The organism is Fulvivirga imtechensis AK7, from assembly GCF_000331535.1.
In the GTDB taxonomy this organism is placed as follows: Bacteria; Bacteroidota; Bacteroidia; order Cytophagales; family Cyclobacteriaceae; genus Fulvivirga; species Fulvivirga imtechensis.
Map to the genome: position 1 here is coordinate 13,456 of NZ_AMZN01000066.1, position 21,828 is coordinate 35,283.

Annotated in this window: 18 protein-coding genes; 12 read left to right on the top strand and 6 right to left on the bottom strand. The window is 42.4% G+C overall.

What is annotated here, in order from left to right; all coding sequences use genetic code 11:
- Window positions 1–30: 30 nt before the first annotated feature.
- On the bottom strand, window positions 31–333 hold the full coding sequence (locus tag C900_RS18640) for an HU family DNA-binding protein (RefSeq protein ID WP_009581716.1): 303 nt from the start codon (window positions 331–333) through the stop codon (window positions 31–33).
- A 145-nt stretch (window positions 334–478) separates the two neighbouring features.
- Here C900_RS18640 and mutY point away from each other — a divergent pair, with 145 nt between their 5' ends.
- The 12 genes from mutY to C900_RS18700 all read left to right on the top strand — a co-directional run bounded on the left by mutY (window position 479) and on the right by C900_RS18700 (window position 15,980).
- A complete protein-coding gene (mutY, locus tag C900_RS18645) occupies window positions 479–1,549 on the top strand; it encodes an A/G-specific adenine glycosylase (RefSeq protein ID WP_009581717.1) in 1,071 nt (356 codons plus the stop codon).
- A 50-nt stretch (window positions 1,550–1,599) separates the two neighbouring features.
- Complete coding sequence (locus C900_RS18650) at window positions 1,600–2,049, top strand: single-stranded DNA-binding protein (protein WP_009581718.1); 450 nt, start codon at window positions 1,600–1,602, stop codon at window positions 2,047–2,049.
- A gap of 22 nt (window positions 2,050–2,071) precedes the next feature.
- Complete coding sequence (gene gldE / locus C900_RS18655; protein WP_009581719.1) at window positions 2,072–3,424, top strand: gliding motility-associated protein GldE; 1,353 nt, start codon at window positions 2,072–2,074, stop codon at window positions 3,422–3,424.
- A complete protein-coding gene (gene gldD, locus C900_RS18660; RefSeq protein ID WP_051052900.1) occupies window positions 3,396–4,007 on the top strand; it encodes a gliding motility lipoprotein GldD in 612 nt (203 codons plus the stop codon). Before gldE ends, gldD begins: the two co-directional genes overlap by 29 nt.
- Before the next feature lie 13 nt (window positions 4,008–4,020).
- On the top strand, window positions 4,021–4,314 hold the full coding sequence (locus C900_RS18665) for a nucleotidyltransferase family protein (protein WP_009581721.1): 294 nt from the start codon (window positions 4,021–4,023) through the stop codon (window positions 4,312–4,314).
- Window positions 4,315–4,665 (top strand): HepT-like ribonuclease domain-containing protein, encoded by a 351-nt coding sequence (locus C900_RS18670; RefSeq protein WP_009581722.1) that lies wholly within the window; start codon window positions 4,315–4,317, stop codon window positions 4,663–4,665.
- Window positions 4,666–4,669: 4 nt separating this feature from the next.
- Window positions 4,670–6,763 (top strand): ATP-dependent DNA helicase RecG, encoded by a 2,094-nt coding sequence (gene recG, locus C900_RS18675; protein WP_009581723.1) that lies wholly within the window; start codon window positions 4,670–4,672, stop codon window positions 6,761–6,763.
- Window positions 6,764–6,814: 51 nt separating this feature from the next.
- Window positions 6,815–7,576 carry a triose-phosphate isomerase gene (gene tpiA / locus C900_RS18680; RefSeq protein WP_009581724.1) on the top strand — a complete coding sequence of 254 codons (762 nt, stop codon included), beginning with the start codon at window positions 6,815–6,817 and terminating at the stop codon, window positions 7,574–7,576.
- A 10-nt stretch (window positions 7,577–7,586) separates the two neighbouring features.
- A complete protein-coding gene (prmA, locus tag C900_RS18685; protein ID WP_009581725.1) occupies window positions 7,587–8,426 on the top strand; it encodes a 50S ribosomal protein L11 methyltransferase in 840 nt (279 codons plus the stop codon).
- Between the two features lie 171 nt (window positions 8,427–8,597).
- Window positions 8,598–13,367 carry a hypothetical protein gene (locus C900_RS18690; protein ID WP_157494075.1) on the top strand — a complete coding sequence of 1,590 codons (4,770 nt, stop codon included), beginning with the start codon at window positions 8,598–8,600 and terminating at the stop codon, window positions 13,365–13,367.
- Between the two features lie 89 nt (window positions 13,368–13,456).
- On the top strand, window positions 13,457–14,101 hold the full coding sequence (plsY, locus tag C900_RS18695) for a glycerol-3-phosphate 1-O-acyltransferase PlsY (RefSeq protein ID WP_009581727.1): 645 nt from the start codon (window positions 13,457–13,459) through the stop codon (window positions 14,099–14,101).
- A 742-nt stretch (window positions 14,102–14,843) separates the two neighbouring features.
- On the top strand, window positions 14,844–15,980 hold the full coding sequence (locus C900_RS18700) for a DUF2911 domain-containing protein (protein ID WP_040497092.1): 1,137 nt from the start codon (window positions 14,844–14,846) through the stop codon (window positions 15,978–15,980).
- 407 nt (window positions 15,981–16,387) lie between these two features.
- Here C900_RS18700 and C900_RS18705 read toward each other — a convergent pair whose 3' ends face one another.
- The 5 genes from C900_RS18705 to C900_RS18725 all read right to left on the bottom strand — a co-directional run bounded on the left by C900_RS18705 (window position 16,388) and on the right by C900_RS18725 (window position 21,828).
- Complete coding sequence (locus C900_RS18705; protein ID WP_009581729.1) at window positions 16,388–16,957, bottom strand: collagen-like triple helix repeat-containing protein; 570 nt, start codon at window positions 16,955–16,957, stop codon at window positions 16,388–16,390.
- A 56-nt stretch (window positions 16,958–17,013) separates the two neighbouring features.
- Complete coding sequence (locus C900_RS18710) at window positions 17,014–18,543, bottom strand: GH3 auxin-responsive promoter family protein (protein ID WP_040497093.1); 1,530 nt, start codon at window positions 18,541–18,543, stop codon at window positions 17,014–17,016.
- A 65-nt stretch (window positions 18,544–18,608) separates the two neighbouring features.
- The gene (lptB, locus tag C900_RS18715; protein WP_009581731.1) at window positions 18,609–19,340 is read right to left on the bottom strand and encodes an LPS export ABC transporter ATP-binding protein; all 732 of its coding nucleotides are present in this window, start codon (window positions 19,338–19,340) and stop codon (window positions 18,609–18,611) included.
- Between the two features lie 15 nt (window positions 19,341–19,355).
- Entirely contained in the window at window positions 19,356–21,056 is a 1,701-nt protein-coding gene (recJ, locus tag C900_RS18720; RefSeq protein WP_040497094.1) for a single-stranded-DNA-specific exonuclease RecJ, read from the bottom strand.
- 127 nt (window positions 21,057–21,183) lie between these two features.
- The gene (locus tag C900_RS18725; protein ID WP_040497095.1) at window positions 21,184–21,828 is read right to left on the bottom strand and encodes an SPOR domain-containing protein; all 645 of its coding nucleotides are present in this window, start codon (window positions 21,826–21,828) and stop codon (window positions 21,184–21,186) included.

The following is a 21,828-nucleotide window of genomic DNA, read 5'->3' on the forward strand; positions in this document are numbered from 1 at the left end:
CAGACATTGGCGTTTTCTTAGAGACACTAATTATGCATTCACCTCTTTTACCTTATGACTGGCCTTTATCTTTTCGATAAATACTTTTGACGGCTTGAAGCTTGGAATATAATGTTCGTCAATAACGATTGCCGTATTTTTGGATATATTTCTGGCAATTTTCTTTTTCCTCTTTTTATTTACAAAGCTTCCAAACCCACGAACATATATGTTGTTACCTTCTGCCATAGATGCTTTTATGATATTAAAAAACGCCTCAACAGTTACGGTTACGTCTGATTTATCGATGCCCGTCTTGTCTGATATTTCGGATATTACTTCTGCTTTAGTCACGAATAATAGTATTTTTTGATTTACGATTAATTAACTAGGTGTATATTGGTCAACAAATTTAGGCTGCATGGCGATATTTAAAAATTAAATATGTAAAAAATCTAACGCCTGTTTAGCAGCCAATTGCACGATAAAAGGTTTACACTTGGATAACAAAGAATTCATAGAAAAGTTAATTTCGTGGTATAATGTCAACAAAAGAGATCTACCCTGGAGAAAAACCCGTGATTCCTTTAAAATATGGCTTTCTGAGATCATTTTACAACAAACCAGGGTTGCTCAGGGATTGCCTTATTACCTTAAATTTATAAATAATTTCAATAACGTAGAACAATTAGCTGTTGCCGATGAACAATTTGTTTTACGCTTGTGGCAGGGCTTAGGATATTACTCCAGGGCGAGAAACTTACATAAGTGCGCCAGGGAGGTACATGAAAATTTCGATGGGAAATTTCCCGAATCCTACGAAAAGTTAATTAAACTACCCGGAATCGGTAAATATACGGCCGCGGCAATTGCCTCATTTGCCTACATGGAAAAGGTACCCGTAATCGATGGTAACGTGTACAGGGTGCTGTCAAGGATATTCGGAGTTGATGCCGATATCGCTGATGGCCGCGGACAGAAAGTATTTGAAAAGTTGGCTGCCGAACTGATGCCTGAAACTCATCCTGATATTTATAACCAGGCTATAATGGAGTTTGGTGCTTTGCAGTGTACCCCGAAAAATCCGGCCTGTACACAATGCATATTTAATATCGAATGCTTCGCCCGTAGAAATAATAAACAAAACGAGCTGCCTGTCAAATCTAAGAAGGTCAAGGTGAAAAACAGGTACTTTCATTATGTAGTACTAAAATATAAGGACCACATGGCCATGAGGAAACGTGGAGACGGGGATATTTGGCAGGGTCTGTATGATTATTTGATGGTAGAATCCGAAGCTTTTACCGATTATGGCTGGTTGCTGGAAAATAACGAATTGTTGGATCACCTTCACCCTTATATACAAGATGTTGAGGTAAGTGAAGATTACAGACATGTGCTTACTCACAGGCGGTTATTTGCTCGCTTTTACACTGTTTCGTTACAGGAAAATGCTCCTGTGAAAACTGTTTTACCTCAATTTGAATTACAACTTTATGACCGGGAAGCGGTTTATGACTTACCCAAACCCGTTTTAGTCAGCCGTTATTTGAATGATACTATTTTTTAGTTAGATTTATAAAACATTAGTATTTTTGCATTGAAAACAAATTATCAAGTATGTCAGGAGTAAATAAAGTGATCATTGTTGGAAGGTTGGGGAAAGATCCTGAAGTCAGACATTTGGAGAACGGAGCCTCAGTAGCCAATTTTCCCGTGGCTACTTCCGAAGTTTATAAAGATAGAAATACCGGGGAAAGAAAAGAGCAGACGGAGTGGCATAACGTAGTGTTGTGGAGGGGCCTTGCCGATGTAGCTGAGAAATACCTGAATAAAGGAGACATGGTGTACATAGAAGGTAAACTTCGTACACGATCATGGGAGAAGGATGGAATAACAAGATATACCACTGAAATTGTAGGTGACAACATGACCATGCTTAGCCCTAAAAGCGGCTCTGAGAGTACCGGTATGGCTTCAGCTCCTGGTAATCAGCAGAGTTCAGCATCTTCTTCGCAAGCAGCAGCAGATATTACCATCGAGGATGAATCAGATGATCTCCCCTTCTAGTTTTTGGAATAAATCCTAAGTGTTGGAACCCGTAGAAGAACCCCCGAGTGAATATTTGTTAACGGCAATCTTTAGCGGTGATTCACTGTTTTACATTGCCAGTGGAGTCACTTTACTGCTGCTTTTAGCCCTATCGGCATTGATAAGTGGTTCCGAAGTTGCCTTTTTTTCGTTGACAGCAAAGGATGTAAGCGATTGCAAAGAGAGTAGCAGGCCCAATGACCATAAGATCGTCTCGCTGATCCAGCACCCCAGGCAGCTATTGGCTACAATCCTGATCATGAACAATTTTGTTAACGTAGCTATTGTCACACTGTCTACGTTTGTCATGTGGGAAATTGTTAATTCCAAAACAACAGAGGGTACTCCGGTAGTAATTTTAACCGTCATCACAACTCTGGGCATAGTATTCTTTGGTGAGATATTACCAAAAGTATATGCAACATCCAATAACCTGAGTTTTGCCCGGTTTATAGCGCCACTTTTGAAATTCCTGAATTCGATATTAAAGCCATTGTCCTTTTTGCTGATGACCACCAGCAATGTGATCGAAAAAAGATTTCAAAAGAAGGGGTATGATATTTCAGTAGAAGAGCTGCATCATGCACTGGAAATGACCACTACCAGCGAAGAGACCACTGAAGAAGAAAAAGATATTTTAAAGGGTATTGTAAACTTTGGCACTCTTACTGTAAAGCAGGTGATGAAATCGAGAATGGATATTACCGCTTTTGACCTTGACATGGATTTTCACGAGCTGATGGATAAGATCAATAAATCAGGTTTCTCGCGGATACCCGTATTTTCGGATACTATTGATAATATAGAGGGAGTACTGTATATTAAGGACCTGTTACCATATGTGGAGCAGGATGAGCACTTTGACTGGCGTAAACTACTCAGACCCGGATTTTTTGTGCCTGAGACTAAAAAGATTGATGCGCTGCTTAAAGATTTTCAGGAGAAACGGGTGCATATGGCAATAGTTGTAGATGAATACGGAGGGACTTCCGGATTAATCACTCTGGAGGATGTTATTGAAGAGATCGTGGGTGAAATTAATGATGAGTTTGATGATGAGGACATTGCCTATAGCAAAATCGACCAGCATACCTACCTCTTTGAGGGACGTACTACACTGAATGACTTTAGTAAAATTGTGGATGTAACCCCCGGAACTTTTGAAAAGATAAAGGGAGAGAGCGAGTCTCTTGGAGGCCTGCTGCTCGAAATAAATTCAAAATTACCTTCTACAGGCGAAAAGATCTATTATGACAAGTTCGTATTCACGGTAGTGGCTGTGGATAACAAGCGCATAAAGAAGGTCAGAGTATTAGTTAAGGAAAATGAAGAGGAAAATCAGGACTACAGGTAAACTATTGTTGTTGGCAGTTGGCTTTTTGTTACTATGGTCTTGTGAAAAGGATTATGTGCCCAAACCGAAAGGTTACAACAGGTTTATTCTTCCTGCGCATGAATACCAGCCCCTGCCGGATACACTTCCATACCAATTTGAATATTCGAAGCATGCCCGGTTGTTAAAGGATACATCATGGATCTCCGACAGGTATTGGGTTGAGATATATTATCCCCAGATCAAAGCCAATGTGCATGTTACCTATAAACAGGTTAATAGCCTGGATTCGCTGAAAGACTATCTCAACGATGCATACTTTCTGACAGCCAAACATCAGATAAAGGCGTATGCAATTGATGAAGCGATTTCAACAACTCCTTCCGGAAAAGCGGTCGTGTTTGCTGAACTTGAGGGCGAGGTGCCCAGCCAATTTCAGTTTTTCACTACGGATTCTACGGAAAACTTCCTGCGAGGTGCGCTTTACTTCAATACAAGGGTACAAAATGACTCGCTGAAACCTGCCATCGAATATGTGAAGATCGACATTGTACACATGATGAATACACTGGAGTGGACTAATTCAGATTCAGAAAAGAATTAGCTATTTTAGTGTGATGCTTACTCCAGATATCATAGAAAGCAAAATAAGACAATTGAAACCTATTCTTTCTACAAAGTTCTTTGTAGACGACATTGGATATTTTGGATCCTATTCTTCAGGAAATTATACCAAGGATTCTGACATAGATATTTTAGTATCATTTAAAAAGCCGCTAGGGTGGGCCTTTGATCTCAAAAGCTTCCTTGAGAGTTCCCTTCAGCTTAAAGGGGACCTGGTGTCTTTTAATGCATGGAGAAGCGAGTTAAAAGAGGAAATTGTTAACCAAACCAAATTAATTCGCTATTAAATGGCAAGCAGAAGGTATGACTTTTACTTAAAAGATATGCTTGTTTCCAGGAATAGGATCGAAGGGTATGTTCACGATATGTCTTTTGACCAATTTGAAAAGAACTACCTTATTGTTGATGCTGTTGTCAGGAATTTTGAAATAACTGGTGAAGCTTCAAAAAACATTCCAAAGGAGATAAAGGCTAAGTACCCACAGATGCCAAGGGAACAAATGTATGGCCTGAAGAATATTGTCATTCATGAATATTTTGGTGTTGACCATCATAGGCTATGGACAATCGATACAAGTGATCTGCCTGCTAATAAAAAGGACTTAAGAGAAAGACTAAAAATTAAGGACATAATCTGAACCCATGCAGGGATTCTTTGATACCAAAATAGAATTTCTAAAAGGTGTGGGGCCGCAAAAGGCTGCTCTACTCAACAAGGAACTCAATATTTTTACCTATGGAGATCTGATACAGCATTATCCCTTCCGGTATGAAGACCGCACTAAGTTCTATCCAATCAATGAACTAAATGGCTCCATGCCATACGTTCAAATTAAAGGAAGGGTACGGCATATCGAGGCTGCAGGTCCTCCGAGAAAAAGGAGATTAAAGGCCTACCTGCGTGATGAGTCAGGGGAGATCGAACTTGTATGGTTCAAGGGAATTCAATGGGTGCTGAAAAAATTACAGCCTGGTGTAGAGTACATGGTTTTCGGTAAGCCAACAATGTTTGGCAGTAAGTTGAACATAGCCCACCCGGAAATCGAACTTCTGACCAATAACAACGATGGCATCAGCTATCTGCACCCGGTCTACAACACCACTGAGCGGCTGAAACAGAAATACCTGGATAGCAAGGCCATTAGCAAATTGCAGCGGGTACTGTTGCAACTCTCGGAAAGTCGTATAAAAGAAACACTACCCCAAAACTTACAATCTGAATACCGTCTTTTGTCTAAAAAAGAGGCACTGTTTAACGTACACTTTCCCGAAAACGCTGATGCCTTGCAAAAGGCGCTGTTCCGGCTAAAGTTTGAAGAACTATTTTATGTTCAGTTGCGGTTGCTGAAGCTAAAGCTGGCCCGCATAGATAAGTTTAAGGGCAAACCCTTGCAGGATACCAGTGCGTTGACACGGTTTTACAATGAACACCTGCCTTTTGACCTTACATCCGCTCAGAAACGAGTGATCAAAGAGATATACCACGATATGAAGTCGGGCCAACAGATGAACAGGCTGCTTCAGGGCGATGTGGGTAGTGGAAAAACCATTGTGGCCTTTATCTGTATGCTCCTTGCGGTGGGGTCTGGGTGCCAGGCGGTGATGATGGCTCCTACCGAGATCCTGGCTAGTCAGCACTACCAGGGGCTACAGGAATACGCTGACAAAATGGAGATAACCATTGCTCTACTCACGGGATCAACAAAAAAAAGTGAGCGGAAAATTATTCACAGCTATCTGAAGTCAGGGGATTTAAACATTATTGTCGGCACTCATGCTTTACTTGAAGACATTGTTCAGTTTAAAGAACTCGGACTGGCCATTGTGGATGAGCAGCATCGCTTTGGCGTGGCTCAGCGCTCCAGGTTGTGGCAGAAAAATAAGGATTTTTACCCACACGTACTGGTAATGACAGCTACACCTATACCCAGAACACTGGCTATGACGCTTTATGGTGATCTGGATGTTTCGGTAATTGATGAGTTGCCTGCGGGTAGAAAACCTATCAAAACGGTGCATCGCTATGATGCCAACCGGCTGAAGGTGAATGGCTTTATGAAAGAGCAAATTGCGGAGGGCAGGCAGGTATATGTTGTATACCCTCTCATTGAAGAGTCAGAAAAGCTGGACCTCAAACACCTGATGGATGGTTATGAGAGCATCTGCCGCTCCTTCCCCGATGTACCCGTGAGTATTGTGCATGGCAAAATGAAGCCCGATGCTAAGGACTATGAGATGCAGCGCTTCGTCAAAGGAGAGACTAAGATCATGGTGGCCACTACCGTAATTGAAGTAGGGGTGAATGTACCTAACGCCTCGGTAATGGTTATTGAAAATGCGGAAAGATTTGGTCTGGCCCAACTACACCAGTTGCGGGGTCGTGTTGGAAGAGGGGCCGATCAGTCATACTGTATACTTATGAGTAGCTATAAGCTTAGTAAAGAGGCGCGAATAAGGATCGACACCATGGTAAAAACCAACAACGGTTTTGAAATAGCAGACACCGATCTTCAACTTCGTGGCCCCGGTGACCTGATGGGTACACAGCAAAGCGGTGTGCTGGACCTATTGATAGCTGACCTGGGTAAGGACGGGAAGATATTACAGGCTGCCCGTAGTGCTGCGCTGGCCATACTCAATGATGATCCTGAGTTGGAACGGCCTGAAAACAGAAATGTAAGGGCACAGGTCGAATCTATGCGTAAAACCGTGGTTAACTGGAGCAGGATCAGTTAAAAAACATTATTAATATTATCTTTGTGCGCACCAAAAACAGATAAATCAACTATGCGACAAAAAATTGTAGCCGGAAACTGGAAAATGAATAATACCCTGGATGAGGGACTGAAGCTTACTTCAGAAATAATCAACATGATCTCTGATGAAGTACGTGGAGATGTAACTGTTGTACTTGCTCCTTCTTTTGTACATCTGACCAGGGTCAAAAGTCTGATTAAAGATACGAAGAAGGTTCACCTTGCGGCTCAGAATTGCAGTGAACATACTTCAGGAGCATATACAGGAGAGGTTTCTGCCCCAATGCTTGCCTCAGTAGGAGTTGAGTATGTGATCATAGGCCATAGTGAGCGAAGAGAATATTTTAATGAAACTAACGAACAACTGGCACGTAAAGTGGATATAGCTTTGGCCAACGATCTTATACCCATTTTTTGCTGTGGGGAGGCCCTTGAAGTACGTGAGAATGGCCTTTACCATGAGTTTGTGTGTAACCAGGTAAAAGACAGCCTGTTTCATTTGCATGATGATCAATTTTCGAAAGTGGTTATCGCTTATGAACCCATTTGGGCAATTGGCACCGGAAAAACAGCATCTTCTGATCAGGCACAGGAAATGCACGCCACCCTTAGGGAGTATATCGGGGAAAGGTATGGAACTGATATTGCCGAAAAAACACCTATCCTTTATGGCGGTAGCTGCAAACCTGATAATGCTAAAGAACTGTTTGCCTGCAAAGACGTGGACGGAGGCCTCATCGGAGGAGCTTCTTTGAAGTCCAGAGATTTTACCGATATAATTAAATCTTTTTAATCCTGTAGAAATGGGTACTGTAGATTTTATAAGCGTCAGGTTTGCTTGTTCTGAATCTTTTAAGGAAATTATTATAGCCGAGCTGGATGCGCTTGGCTATAATTCTATGATGGAGACGGATGAGGGAGTAGAGGGTTATATCGAAAAAGAAAAATTCGCAGAGCAAGAGGTGGAGGACCTTGTCGACAGATATAAAGATGCTACTACCATTTCATATGAGCTGGAAGAAGTAATAACGCGAAACTGGAACGAAGAGTGGGAAAAAAATTATGACCCAATCATTGTGGACGACCAGTGCCTGGTAAGGGCTACATTTCATCCCTCAGATCAATCATACCCTTATGAGATCATTATCAATCCTAAAATGTCCTTTGGCACAGGCCACCATGCCACCACATATCTGATGCTTAAGACACAAATGGATCTCGACCATAGAGGCAGGCGTGTGCTTGATGCCGGATGTGGTACAGCGATATTGGCCATTATGGCATCTAAACTAGGTGCCAGAGAAGTAATTGCCTATGATATCGATTCATGGAGTATTGAAAATGCCCCCGAAAATGTGGTGCTTAATGGGTGCGAGAATATTGCTGTTTTAGAAGGTACTATTGGTACCCTTGGTTTGCAGGGGCAGTTTGATATTATCCTTGCCAATATCAATAAAAATGTACTTCTCGCGGAACTGGGTGCTTATGTTTCTTATTTATCGCCAGGGGGCACTTTAGTGCTTAGTGGATTTTACGAATCGGACGAGGCCGATTTGATCAAAAAAGCAGAGGAAAATCATCTTCAATTCCTTAACAAGAACAGCCGCAACTATTGGTCGGTGCTCATTTTTGAGAAAAAATAGAAGAAAAACATCATTCCGCCAATTTTTTCGTTTAGGAATGTGTTTACAAGTAATCGTCATTCAATTGGTTTATTCACAATTATTTAGGAATTTCAGGGATTGAACATGCGGATAACCGTTACATATTTATTTTTTCTGTTATGGCTGCTGAGCGTCCCCTTGATTGCTCAAATGAGCAAGTCATATGTCATACCGAGAGACACGGTCAGGGTGATGCTTGCCGATGATCGAGGCAAGAAGGTGTTAGGTGTAGAGGATAACTTTTTAATGGCCTGGGAACAGATCTCACAGGATCAGCAGGATAAAATCCTTACTCAGGTTACTACTTTGCTTAATCGGGGGCATAATAACAAAAAGATCTTTTCTGCATATTTTGGAGCAATAGCCAGTGCTGTAAACATAGAGGGAGCGGATGAACAGAAGAGGCTGGAATATCTTAATGTAACTCAAAAAGTGATCGATGGACATAAGATAGAGGAAACGCTGGCTTACCTGCAAAGGGCAAAAGTCTTTTTTGAACACCGGGCATTGTTTTTTAACAGATCCAATAAAATGCTGGTGTCGGATGACGACTATTTTTTTGAATATGTTGAAAGTGCAGCCCTTATAGAAGCGGAAATAGAAGAATACAATGATGATACTGCTGAGGATGAGTATTTTGATGAATGGGATAAAGAACCCGCGGATGACGATTGGAATACTGAATGGGACGACAAACCGGGAAATGACAAATGGGATGATAATTGGGACGAGGAAACTGTAGATGAAGATCAGCAAATGGTTGAGGCCATCAGGGGTGGGGCATCATTGCCACAAATTCAAGGGCCTGTTATTCAATTCGATAAAGCCACACTGAACTTTGTGACCCCGTATGATTCAGTTTTTCTCCAAAATACTAAAGGTACTTTTTTACTATTGACCAATCAGTTTGTTGGTGAAGGAGGAAAATTTGACTGGACGATGGCCGGCCTTGGCGCAGATTCAGTCTATTGCAATTTGAGTGTATATAGTTTTGCCGTTAATAAGGCGTACCTGCAGGCGGAATCTGCCAAACTTACTTATAAAGGAAAATTAGACGGACCTATTGACGGTGTATTTGAATATCAAGGAGTGAAGCATGATACTACCACGGATGCCAAATACCCACGTTTTTTATCATATTATAGCAATATAAGGGTCAACAATATTGGTGAAGGCCTGATCTATAACGGTGGATTTTCACTGAACGGGAGTAAGATCTACAGTTCATCGCTCTTAGGAGACCTGTCGAAAATAGAAGTACATGATAAATCATCCAAAAAGTTTAAGGCCCGTGCTAAGATTTTCGAGTTTAGTGACTCAACGGTATCTGCTATCCGCGCGGCTGTAGTGATATACCAGGGAAATGATTCCATTTACCATCCGGCAGTACGACTGAACTACGACTATAACAACAAGCGACTTGTCCTTCAGAAGGATAAGGGCGGCTATAGAAATACGCCCTTTACTGCTACCTATTTCAATATAGATTTCACTGCCGATATCATCAGGTGGGATTTAAACAGTGATAGCCTGAATGTGTCTATTCTTGAAGCACGAAGAATGGTGCCTGCCTATTTTGAATCGTCAGATCACTTCAAAGAAGAAGATTATCGATCGTTGGGTGATAAGGTATATCCTTTTAATCCGTTGGCGATGGTAATAGCTTTTTCAAAAAAAGAAAGAGCGGAAGAATTCTATGTGGAAGATCTGGCAAAGCACTACAAAAAGGACATCAATGTGATGAAAGGAGCCATGCTACACCTTTCTCAAAAGGGGTTGGTCGGCTACGACTCCAGGAAAGGCTTTGTTACCGTGAAGGAAAAAGCATTCCATTTCTTCGACTCCAAATTTGGGAAGAAAGATTTTGATGATATAATAATTAAGTCAGTAATACACTATAAGCCGAATGCTACCCTTGATTTTTCCAGACGGGAGATGAAAATACGCGGTGTTGATGCTTTCAAGATCAGCGATTCTTTAAATGTGGTGATCAAACCGGACAGCTCCGAGATAACTTTGCTGCGCGATCGCGATTTTACTTTTAACGGTAAAGTGACAGCCGGTAATTTTGAATATATTGGTCGTGATTTTACTTTTAAATATGATAGCTTCCTTATCTACCTCAATGAAATAGATTCCATCGAATTTTACGTAAAAGATATTAACAGCCGTGGCGGATCCGGCAGGAAAAAGGTAGATAATGCCCTGGTTTCTCCGGATTCACTTATGGTCAGTGATGTATCCAACAATCTTCAGGCATCCTCGGGAACGCTTTTTATCAACAAACCTGATAATAAGTCAGGGAAAGAGAATTTACCCAGGTATCCCAAGTTCGATTCAGGAAAGGGTGCGGTGGTATACTTCGACAGAAGAGATGTATTGGCCGGTGCTTATGACAGGTCTTTTTATTTTATTGTACCGCCCTTTGGTATAGACAGCCTGAGTGGATCAGACCCGGCCACCATTGGCTTTGAGGGCACGTTTGTGTCCAGCGGGATGTTTCCTTCCTTTGAGGAGAAGCTGAAGATCATGCCCGATTACGCGCTTGGCTTCGAACATACCATTCCTTCGGAGGGCTATCAGCTTTATCAGGGAGAGGGCAAGCTTTACAACCAGCTTACTTTGAATAAAAAAGGACTCAGAGCAAATGGCAGGATCGAATTCCTGACCACTACGCTGGAGTCGCAGGATTTTATTTTCTATCCCGACTCTGTTACCACCGTGGGTGATTACGTTGATATGAGGGAAGAAGAATATAATGGTGTGATCTTTCCGCAGGTGTCCGTTAAAAACTACAGCATGAAATGGTTGCCCAAAAAGGACAGCATGTACGTCAGTAATATTGATGATCCTATACACTTCTATCACGAAACGGCATCTTTGGATGGAACTGCTATTATCTCCAACAGTGGGGTGTATGGTATGGGTACGCTCATTACCAGGGGTTCAGAGGCAAAATCTAAAAAGATGACCTTTGAGCATGACAGGTTTTCTGCACGGCATGCTGACTTCGAGTTAAAGTCGGACAATCCCGATAAGCCCGCCCTGGCAGGAAAAGATATACGTCTACGCTTTGACCTGGAAGAGAATTACGCAGACATGAGCCCGGAGGTAGAGGGAGAAGCCGCTATCGAATTTCCGTATGCTCAGTTTAAAACTTCCATTACTCAGGCACGTTGGGATCTCGATGAGCAAAAAGTGACCATGAGAAAGCCGGATGATGTCCCATTAAAGAGCTCATATTTTTATACTACACGTGAGGACCTGGATTCACTGCGGTTTAATGCCACCGAGGCCGTTTACGATATTAATACACTCGAGCTAAAAGTTAGTGGCATTCCATATATTGTTGTTGCCGATGCTAAAATTACACCTGAAAACAATGAGGTACTCATACTTGAAAATTCCAAAATAGGCCGCCTGATCAACACAACTATTGTGATGGATACGTTGTATGAATACCACAGACTTACGGAAGGGGTAATAGATATTAAATCGCGAAATGAATTTACCGGCTATGCTACCTATCAGTTTGTAACGGCTCTTAATGATACGGTGCCTATCAAAATGGAGAATTTCCATTTGGAAAAGATGCTGGTTGCAAACAACCGGAAAAAGGAAGTTTACGAGCAGCATACAGTAGCAAATGGCGCTGTAAGTGAGATGCAGAACCTTCTGATCTCGGCAGGTATGTACTATAAAGGTGACATGACCTTATATGCCCATAAGCCTGCTATGCAGTTGGACGGGTATATTAAGCTTGGCCTTACGGAGCCCGGTTACAATACCTGGATAGCTCATTCCAGTAGTGGAGATCAGCGGCAGGTAATGATTAACTTTGATAATAGTGTAACTGAAGGGGGAAGGCGATTAGAAGCCGGTCTGCATTTCTCTGCTGGCGACAACAGTCTCTACAGTAATTTTATATCAGAAAAATTCACACCTGACGATGATGATTTTTTCGTGCCCTCAGGTGTTCTTTTCTACGACCAGGAGAGTAATGAATATGCTATAGAGGATACCGTAAAAACTGCAGGGCGTAAGCTGTCCGGAAAAGTGTTTAGATACAACCAGGACACTAAGGATATCAAGTTTGAGGGACCTGTCAATTTCATGAGGTCTTCAAAGGACGTAGCCCTTAGGGCCGCCGCATTGGGCACTGGGAATATTGAAAGAAATGAGTTTAATATCAACTCCCTTATTACGGTTAACTTTGCCACCGTTCCCGTTCAGGCCTTTGACATAATGGCATTGGATATCATCGATGTGGTCAACAACCTTGGTGCACCGGAAGCCATTGGCGATCACACCCAACTGCTTTACAAGCTGGCCGAAATAATCGGGGAGAGAGCCGCAAAGGAATATGAGAACCGTTCACTGCAGGAGTATATTTCATTAGGTGAATTTGCCAAGGAGACGGCTGTACCATTAGTGTTTTCAAATGTAGACCTTAAATGGTCTGCGGACCATAAGGCATTCTATAGTGAGGGGAAGCTGGGGCTCTCAAACATAATGAAACATGATATCAACGGTGCTTTCGATGGTTTTATGGAAATAAAAAAGAACGATGGAGGGGGAACAATATTCAATGTTTTCATAAAGGCCTCCCCTGCTTCCTGGTTCTATTTTAGCCTTGAAGATGATCGGTTGCTTGTTTTTTCATCTAATAATAACTTCAATAATCTCATAAGCAAAAGGAGCAATGGTTCCAAGGCAAAGATCGGAGACCTGATTTTTGCACCTGCTGATCAGGCGGAAACATTGAACTTTATTAACCGGTTTCGGTTAGAATATTATGGGATAGATGAATTTTATGATCTCAACTCTGAAATCGAAGAAGCAGAAGACCGGCCAAAAGATGATGGCTTTGGTGGTAAGAAAGAGGATGACGGCTTCGAAGATGACGATGATGGCTTCTGACACTTCACGTAAATTAAAAAATCCCTATATTTGAAGACTAATAGTTCGGTAAGTTATATGCTTACCTATTTTTGGACAAAACATATAATATGGAAATAGCAATAGGAGTAGGAATATTATTAGCTTATTTACTGGGTTCAATACCTACAGCAGTGTGGTTTGGCAAGGCCCTGCACGGAATCGATGTGCGCGAGCATGGCAGTGGTAACCCTGGAGCTACTAATACTTTTCGCGTGCTTGGAAAAAGGGCAGGTACTATTGTTATGCTTGGTGATGTCATCAAAGGGATGGCGGCTACTTCTTTGGCTGTCATTTTGATGAATATGGAGTTTATAGAAGAGCAAAACCTGGTGACCTTTAAATTGATAATGGGTGTGGTGGCGGTTACCGGACATATATTTTCTGTTTTCATAAACTTTAAAGGAGGTAAGGGCGTAGCTACGCTTTTAGGAATGATGATCGCTATCCATTATGAAGTTGCCCTGCTTTGTATTGTTGTTTTCCTGATCACATTGATCGTATCGAAATATGTTTCCCTGGCTTCTATTATCGGAGCATTATCTTTTCCCGCACTACTACTCTTAGTGCCCAGATTTAAAACAAACGAGCCGCTGCTTGTGATATTCGGATTTTTCCTGTTCGTGGTTATCGTTTGGACCCACCATAAAAACATAAGAAGAATGATGGAGGGAGAGGAGAATAAAACTTATTTGCTCAAATCGAAGAAGGATTAGAGTTAAGGGCATTCGGTGTTCGGCTAATAATATCTGCCAGATGCTTTATTGATTGCCTACCGCCTTCTGCCAACTATCGTGGGGCACGAAGAATCTTACTAAGTTCAAGGAGACTTTAACAGCTTGGGAAGTTCCTTCCTCCGTACCAATGACAAGTTTTGCAATGCCTGCGATGACAAATCACAAACTCGTCACGTGAAAAAATGGGCTCAACAGTGTGATTTATGACATGTACGTGTGGCGTGAAATTCTTAACGCCATTTTCTCAAGGCCGTTCTGAAGCTATGTTATTGTCTACAAAATCAACTCAAAGTTGTTGGTTTCCTGCCAATGACAAGTTATCATTACATGATCCCGGACGTAACAAAGTGAAGATCCGGGATCTCCTCGCTACTGGCTGTGACTGAACTTCAGCCCCCGCCAACGGATCTGGGGGTCCTGAATATTTTCTCCGTTGCTCTACAAAAATTTTTAGGATGACGTGGTGGTTTATGATTTCTGTTGCTCCTCTTCTTCCTCTGTGGTTAATGATGGCATAATGTCATTATCCACAATATCAACTCAAAGTTTCAAGTTAACGTAATAACATTGGTGGGTTTCCCTGATGCCCTTCCCGATGACCACTCATCGCTGCTGAACGGCACTTTATGTATTTTATACCAACTCAAAAGGCAGAAATTGCGTATTTGTTCTTAATCATCAGAACCCACAGACCTATTCATTCACCATTAACTATTTAACCATGAGATCAAAACGATTATCAATTATTTTGACCTTGATAAGTGGGTTGATGCTATTTGGCACCAGCTTGTGGGCTCAAGGTGTTACTTTGCCGCAATCCAGCGCGGCAGCAGAGGTAAGACAACGTGTCGGTATTGCAGATGTTACCGTTAACTATTCACGCCCTGATGTGGTAAGCCCTCAGGGACAGGACCGAACAGGGCAAATATGGGGAGGCCTGGTGCCTTATGGCTATAATAACCTGGGTTTTGGCACTTCGCAGGCAGCTCCCTGGAGAGCAGGCGCCAACGAAAATACAACCATAGAGCTTAGCCATGATGCTACAATAGAGGGCAAAGCTCTTCAGGCCGGAACTTACGGTTTGCATATGGCAGTTGCAGAGGAGGGTAATGTAACCGTTATCTTTTCAAGAAATAATACTGCTTGGGGAAGTTATTTCTATGATGAAAAAGATGATGCCTTAAGAGTAAATGTCAAGTGGCAGGATAACGAACAGACCCCATTACTCACTTACAATTTTGTGGATGTGGGTGACAAGCAGGCTACGCTTGTACTGGACTGGGAGAAAAAGCGTATTCCTGTTAAAATTGAATTTAACACACCAGAGTTGGTGTATAACAACTTAAAGAAGGAGTTGCAGGGCGCACAAGGCTTTATATTACAAAACTGGATGTCAGCCGCCAATTATCTGGCTCAGAATAAAATTCACCTTGAAGATGCATTAGCCTGGGCCAATAATGCTATAGAGGGACAATTTTTTAGTCAAAAGAACTTTCAGACGATGCAAGTTAAGGCAAGAGTATTAACTGCTATGGGCAACACTGCCGAAGCTGACAAAGTAATGAATGAAGCGCTCGAAGATCCTGCTGCTGGCATCGCGGATTACTATAACTACGGCAGGCAGCTAATCGGCCAGGATAAAGGTGCAGAGGCGCTGGAAGTATTTAAAAAAGCAAATAAAAAGTGGCCTGATCACTGGCTGGCGCCCCACGGTCTTGCGCGCGGATACTCAGCTACTGGTGATTATGCCAAGGCTCTGAAATATGAGGAGCAGGCCTACACAAAAGCACCTGATGGAAGCAAGCAGTTTATCGATGGCTACCTCAAGACTTTGAAGGAAGGGAAGGATTTTAATTAGTGTTTGTAAGAAAACTTTAAGTGGCTTTAAGAAAACGTTAAGGTCAAGGCTTGTGAAGCGCCAAAAAGCGGAGCGTACCGGGGTACGTGAGCATTTTTGGGACGAGCATAACGCAGACATTGACGTTTTTTTTTAGAGACACTAATTAATTAACGTGAGTTCGATATAGTAGAACCGATTAAATTGTATTCGTATACAAAACAAACCTAAAAAACCTCTTCTAAGGGCCATTCTGCCTGTCCCGACCTTGCCTAGCCTGCCTCGGGGAGGCACGGAGGATCTTACTAAGTTCAAGGATACCATTAACAACTTAGGAAGATCCACGTCAGGATGACCGCCTATTTTCAGGCATATTATATCGAAAGAAGCTGTCTCATCGACCTCCCTCTCGTGAGACAGCTTCTTTACTAATCTGGTATGTTATAAAATATTTTCACCTGATCGTAATCCGAGTAGTCAACGGCTGCCACTTTCCCCCCTGTCAGGTTACTGCCCGGCACAAGTACATATCTAAATTGATAATTATTTCTAATGGCTGCCAACTGTGAAGCATTGGTGCTATAAGCTCCCAGGTAGATGGTATATGTTATGGATTGATAGTATTTCTGAAAGAGGGGAATGAAGTCTACGTCTGAGGGTTCGTAGTGCAGCGGCATTACTAAGGATGAGGTTGCAGAGCTTCTGTAGTAAATGAAAATAATACCCCGGTCAACTACATCGGCTGTCATGTTTTCATCTACGTGGTACCATATGTAATAATTGGATCCGCTTTCGTACCACTCTGGTTTGATCCAGTTAGAATATATTACATTGGCGTTTCCCGGATCGCCTTTGTCGCCCTTATCTCCTGTTTCACCTTGTGACCCTTGTTCACCCTGGGGTCCCTGAGGGCCGGGATCTCCATCTTCACCACAACCGGAAAAAGATAATAAAAGCACAACCAGAAGCCACTTTAATTTTAATTTAGTACATTTCATTGTAAGCATTTTTTCAGCTTAGTGCATACAATGAGCAACAGGTTACCGGTTGTGGTTTACAAATTATTTTGACGGATCATTTGCAAAATATCATCAATATGCTCACGATTATTTGACAATCGCGGCACTTTATTCTGCCCGCCAAGCTTACCCCTTTTCTTCATCCAGCGATAAAATGTGCCCTCTGTCACACTATGAACAACAGGAGGAAGTAGCGCCATATCCTGGTAGCGTTTGGCATCATAATCAGAGTTCACCTTCCGAAGCGTTTCATCAAGCAAATGCTTAAATTTCTCCAGATCATCGGGTTGTTGTTTAAATTCGATGATCCACTCGTGGCCTCCTTTTGAACCCTCGTCAAAATAGATAGGTGCAGCCGTGAAGTTGTCAAGGATAGCCCCTGTTTCTTTGCAGGCGGTGGTAATCGCAGTTTCGGCATTTTCTATAATCACTTCTTCTCCGAAAGCATTGATGAAATGCTTTGTACGTCCCGAGATCTTTATTCTGTAGGGGTTAACACTGGTGAATTTAATAGTGTCGCCAATATTATACCTCCAAAGGCCGGCATTGGTAGTAATAAGCATGGCATAATTCTTACCCACTTCTACCTCCTCAAGAGATAGCGTTATCGGTTCTTTTTTACCTATCTCATCAAATGGTATGAACTCATAGAAAATACCATAGTCCAGCATTAATAACAACTCGGTAGAATCCCTTTGATCCTGAATACCGAAGAAACCCTCTGAAGCGTTGTATGTTTCGCAGTAGTTCATTTTTTCATTCGGGATCAGCTTCTTGAAAAGCTCCCTGTAAGGATCAAATGCTACTGCTCCATGAAAAAACACCTCAAGATCCGGCCATACTTCGAGTATATTGTCTTTACCGGTCAACTCCATTACCTTTTGAATGAGAAGAATGGTCCAGGTCGGGACCCCGACCAGGTTAGTCACATTTTCTTGCGAGGTGATCTTTGCCATTTTTTCAATTTTCTCCTCCCACTTATCCATCAGCGCCACATCCAGCTTGGGTGTTCTGATAAGCTGCGCCCAAAGCGGAAGGTTTTGCATGATCACCGCTGACACATCTCCGTAGTAGGAGTTGGCATTGGGGTCATATTCATTAATTTGATGGCTTCCGCCAATAGTCAAACCTTTGCCGGTAAACATCCGCGTATCGGGATAATTATTTACATATATGGAAATAAGATCTTTGCCTCCTTTGAAATGACAGTCTTCCAGAGCCTCTGGAGATACGGGAATAAATTTGCTTCTGGCATTCGTGGTTCCCGATGATTTGGCAAACCAGGTGATCTCAGTAGGCCAGAGTACATTCTGCTCCCCCCTCATCAGGCGCTGAATATAGGGGAATATATCTTCATAAGCGTGAACGGGTACACGTTCTGTGTACTCTTTATAACTGGTAATATCTCTGAAGCCATATTTTTTACCAAACTCCGTATTTTTGGCTTCTCCCAGCAGTTTTCTAAATAGCTCATGCTGTACATCATGAGGGTATTTTATAAAAAGCTCGATATCATGTATCCGCTTCTTCATCACCCAGGTCACTATCGAATTTATTATATCCACCGCAGCTAGTTTTGATCTCAACCTTGAAGATATAAAATATTAAAAAGCTAAAAGTGAGAGATGGTTTAAATTTTTCTTTTCAACTGAAAATGTTGACCCAGGTAAACTCTCCTCACCTGCTCGTCAGCAGCAAGTTCTTCCGCTGACCCTGCTTTTAGGAGGCGTCCTTCAAACATAAGATAAGCTCTGTCTGTGATGGATAGGGTTTCGTTTACGTTGTGGTCGGTGATGAGGATGCCTATATTCTTTTGTTTTAGCTTGGCAACTATTGTTTGTATCTCTTCCACGGCTATTGGGTCAACACCAGCAAAAGGCTCATCAAGTAGTACAAAATGAGGATCTACTGCCAGTGCTCGCGCAATTTCCGTACGTCTTCTCTCTCCCCCCGATAGTACCATTCCTAAATTTTTGCGTACATGTGTAAGGCTAAACTCTTCAAGCAGCGATTCACATTTTTCTTTCTGGTCCTTTTTAGGCATATTCCGCATTTCAAGTACCGCCATGATATTTTCTTCAACGGATAACTTTCGAAATACGGAAGCTTCCTGTGCCAGGTATCCTATTCCTCTTTTTGCCCGTCTGTACATAGGAAGATCAGTAATGTTTTCATCATCAAGAAATATTACCCCTTCATTGGGTTTTATCAGGCCCACGATCATGTAGAAAGTTGTGGTTTTTCCGGCACCATTGGGGCCAAGCAGACCTACGATCTCACCTTGCTCTACTTTGACGGAGACATCATTAACAACAGTACGTTTTTTATATTTCTTAATGAGGTTATCAGCGCGTAATATCATAGGTGGCAAAAATAACTATTCGAACTTTATATCTTTTATATTTAACTGAATTGACTGATGGCCCATGTAGTTGTTTTCTTCAATTGAGAATGCAATTTTGAACTTTTCGCCATTCGCTATCCTGCTTGCATGCTCAGCCATATTGAAAGCAATTACTTCCAGTTTCCGGTCATCCTGCACAGCAGTAAATTTTAAATGTTTGTCTTTGATGACCCTCAAAGAACTTGCCAGTTTTACATCTTCAGCAATAAAAATGGGAGACAGGTTCTCTGGCCCGAAGGGAGCCATCTGGCTTATCACATTAAAGAATTTTTTGGTTACCTGATTGAAAGTAATGGGAGTATCTATATCGACCACTGGAACCAGGAGCTCTTCGGGTATTGAATTAGCTACCACTTCTTCAAATTTTCTCTGGAATGCTGCTACTTTCTCCAGCTCGAGTGTAAGTCCGGCTGCATACATGTGGCCTCCAAACTGTACCAGCAGTTCACTGCAACTGGCTATGGCATTATATACATCAAAACCCGGAACCGACCTCGCTGAGCCTGTGGCGCGATTGTTTGACATGGTAAGGATAATCGTGGGGCGATGATAGCGCTCAATACATCGCGAGGCAACGATACCAATTACTCCTTTATGCCAGCTATCCTTAAAGAGTACTGTGGTTTTGGCCATCTTCAGCGTTTCATCTTCCTCTATCATTGCCAATGCCTCCTCAGTGATGGACGCGTCAAAATCTCTGCGCTTCTCATTTTTGATATTGAGTTGCTCCGCGTAGTGATAGGCCTCTTCTTCCGAGGCAGCCAGCAGCAGATGCACGGCAGTTTTGGCATGTGCTATCCTTCCTGCTGCGTTTATGCGGGGAGCCATTCCAAACACAATACCTGTAATATTTATCTTTTGAGTAATGCCCGAGAGACTCATCAATGCCTTTAAGCCAGGCCTGGCGCATTCTTTCAACTGTCTGATGCCATAATGTGCCAGCACCCTGTTTTCTCCTGTAATGGGCACAATATCGGAAGCGATGCTTACCACTACCAGGTCAAGGAAGGAATTGGGGTCAGGGTGCCAGCCGGGATTTCTGCTAACCAGGGCTTGCATGAGCTTAAAGCCAATGCCGCATCCGGGCAGCTCCTTATACGGATAAGGGCAGTCATCCCTCTTCGGGTCGAGTACAGCAATGGCCGGTGGTAGCTCTTCACCGGGCCGGTGGTGGTCGCAAATAATAAAGTCAATACCATAGGAGGCGGCTTTTTCTACCAGTTTGGATGATTTGATACCACAATCCAAAGAAATAATCAATGAGAAGCCGTAGGTTTTGGCCCATTCTATGCCTGCTTCAGAAACACCATACCCTTCCTTATAGCGATCGGGGATGTAAAAATCACAATTGCGGTAAAAGGAATCAAGAAATCCATAGAAAAGCGCAACGGAGGTTGTTCCGTCAACATCATAATCACCATAAACAAGTATTTTTTCGTTGTTGGCAATTGCTTCTTCTATTCTTTTCACTGCCACGTCCATATCTTTCATTAAAAAGGGGTCATGGAGCATATCCAGGGTAGGCCTGAAGAAGCTTTTGGCAGAATGATAGTCAGTTATGCCACGTTGGACAAGAATGGTGGCGATAGGGGCGCTTACATTGATAGCTTTAGAAAGAGAATCCGTGATATTCTCATCTGGTTTGTCCTTGAGTACCCACCTTTTATCTACCATGCGCCAGGAATTGACATAAAAAAGGAAGCTGCCTCAAAATGCAATTAAATTGTAATGCTATAAGCATCACAAGATGAATGGCCAAAGACTTGGCTATTTGAGACAGCCTCCGTTGAGAAATTTGTTTTTATTCGGAATCAGCCGGAGCGTCTTCTGCTATCACTCCTTCGAGTACGTCTTTAATAGGCACACGGTTACCATCTTTGTAAGGCACGATCCATGCGTCCTTAACACCCATTTCTCTTAAATATTTTTTGAAAGTATCTGCTTCCCAATAGTCACGGAATTGCCCAAGGGTGATCTTTTGCATCCCGTCTTCATTCTCACCGCTAAAGTTTTCATTGTTTTCAAAGTATTTGGAAAGGTCTTTATTTCTAAATGCACCTATCTGTACTTTAAATACAACGCCATCGATCATCTGTCCTCCGCCTGAAGTGGGTTCTGAGGGCCTGGATTTTAGCTCTCTTACTTCAGCTCTGGCAGCGGAAAGATCGCTCCTTAGCTTTGCCAGGTCGTCCTGAAGCTCGCTAACTTTGGCATCCTTGTCACTCATTTTTGATTGGATAGCGGTGTTTTCGCTTTTTAATTTGCTCACCTGGCCTTGAAGTTCTTGGTTTTCTTCTACCAATTGCTTCATTTGCTCAGGGTTTTTGGAATATTCTTTGGCTTTTTTCTTCCATTCCTTTTTCTCAGCTTTTGAAAGCTGGGCGAGTGACTCTACCGAAAAAGTAGCCACAAAGGCAAGCACGAGTATCACGGTTAGTTTTTTCAT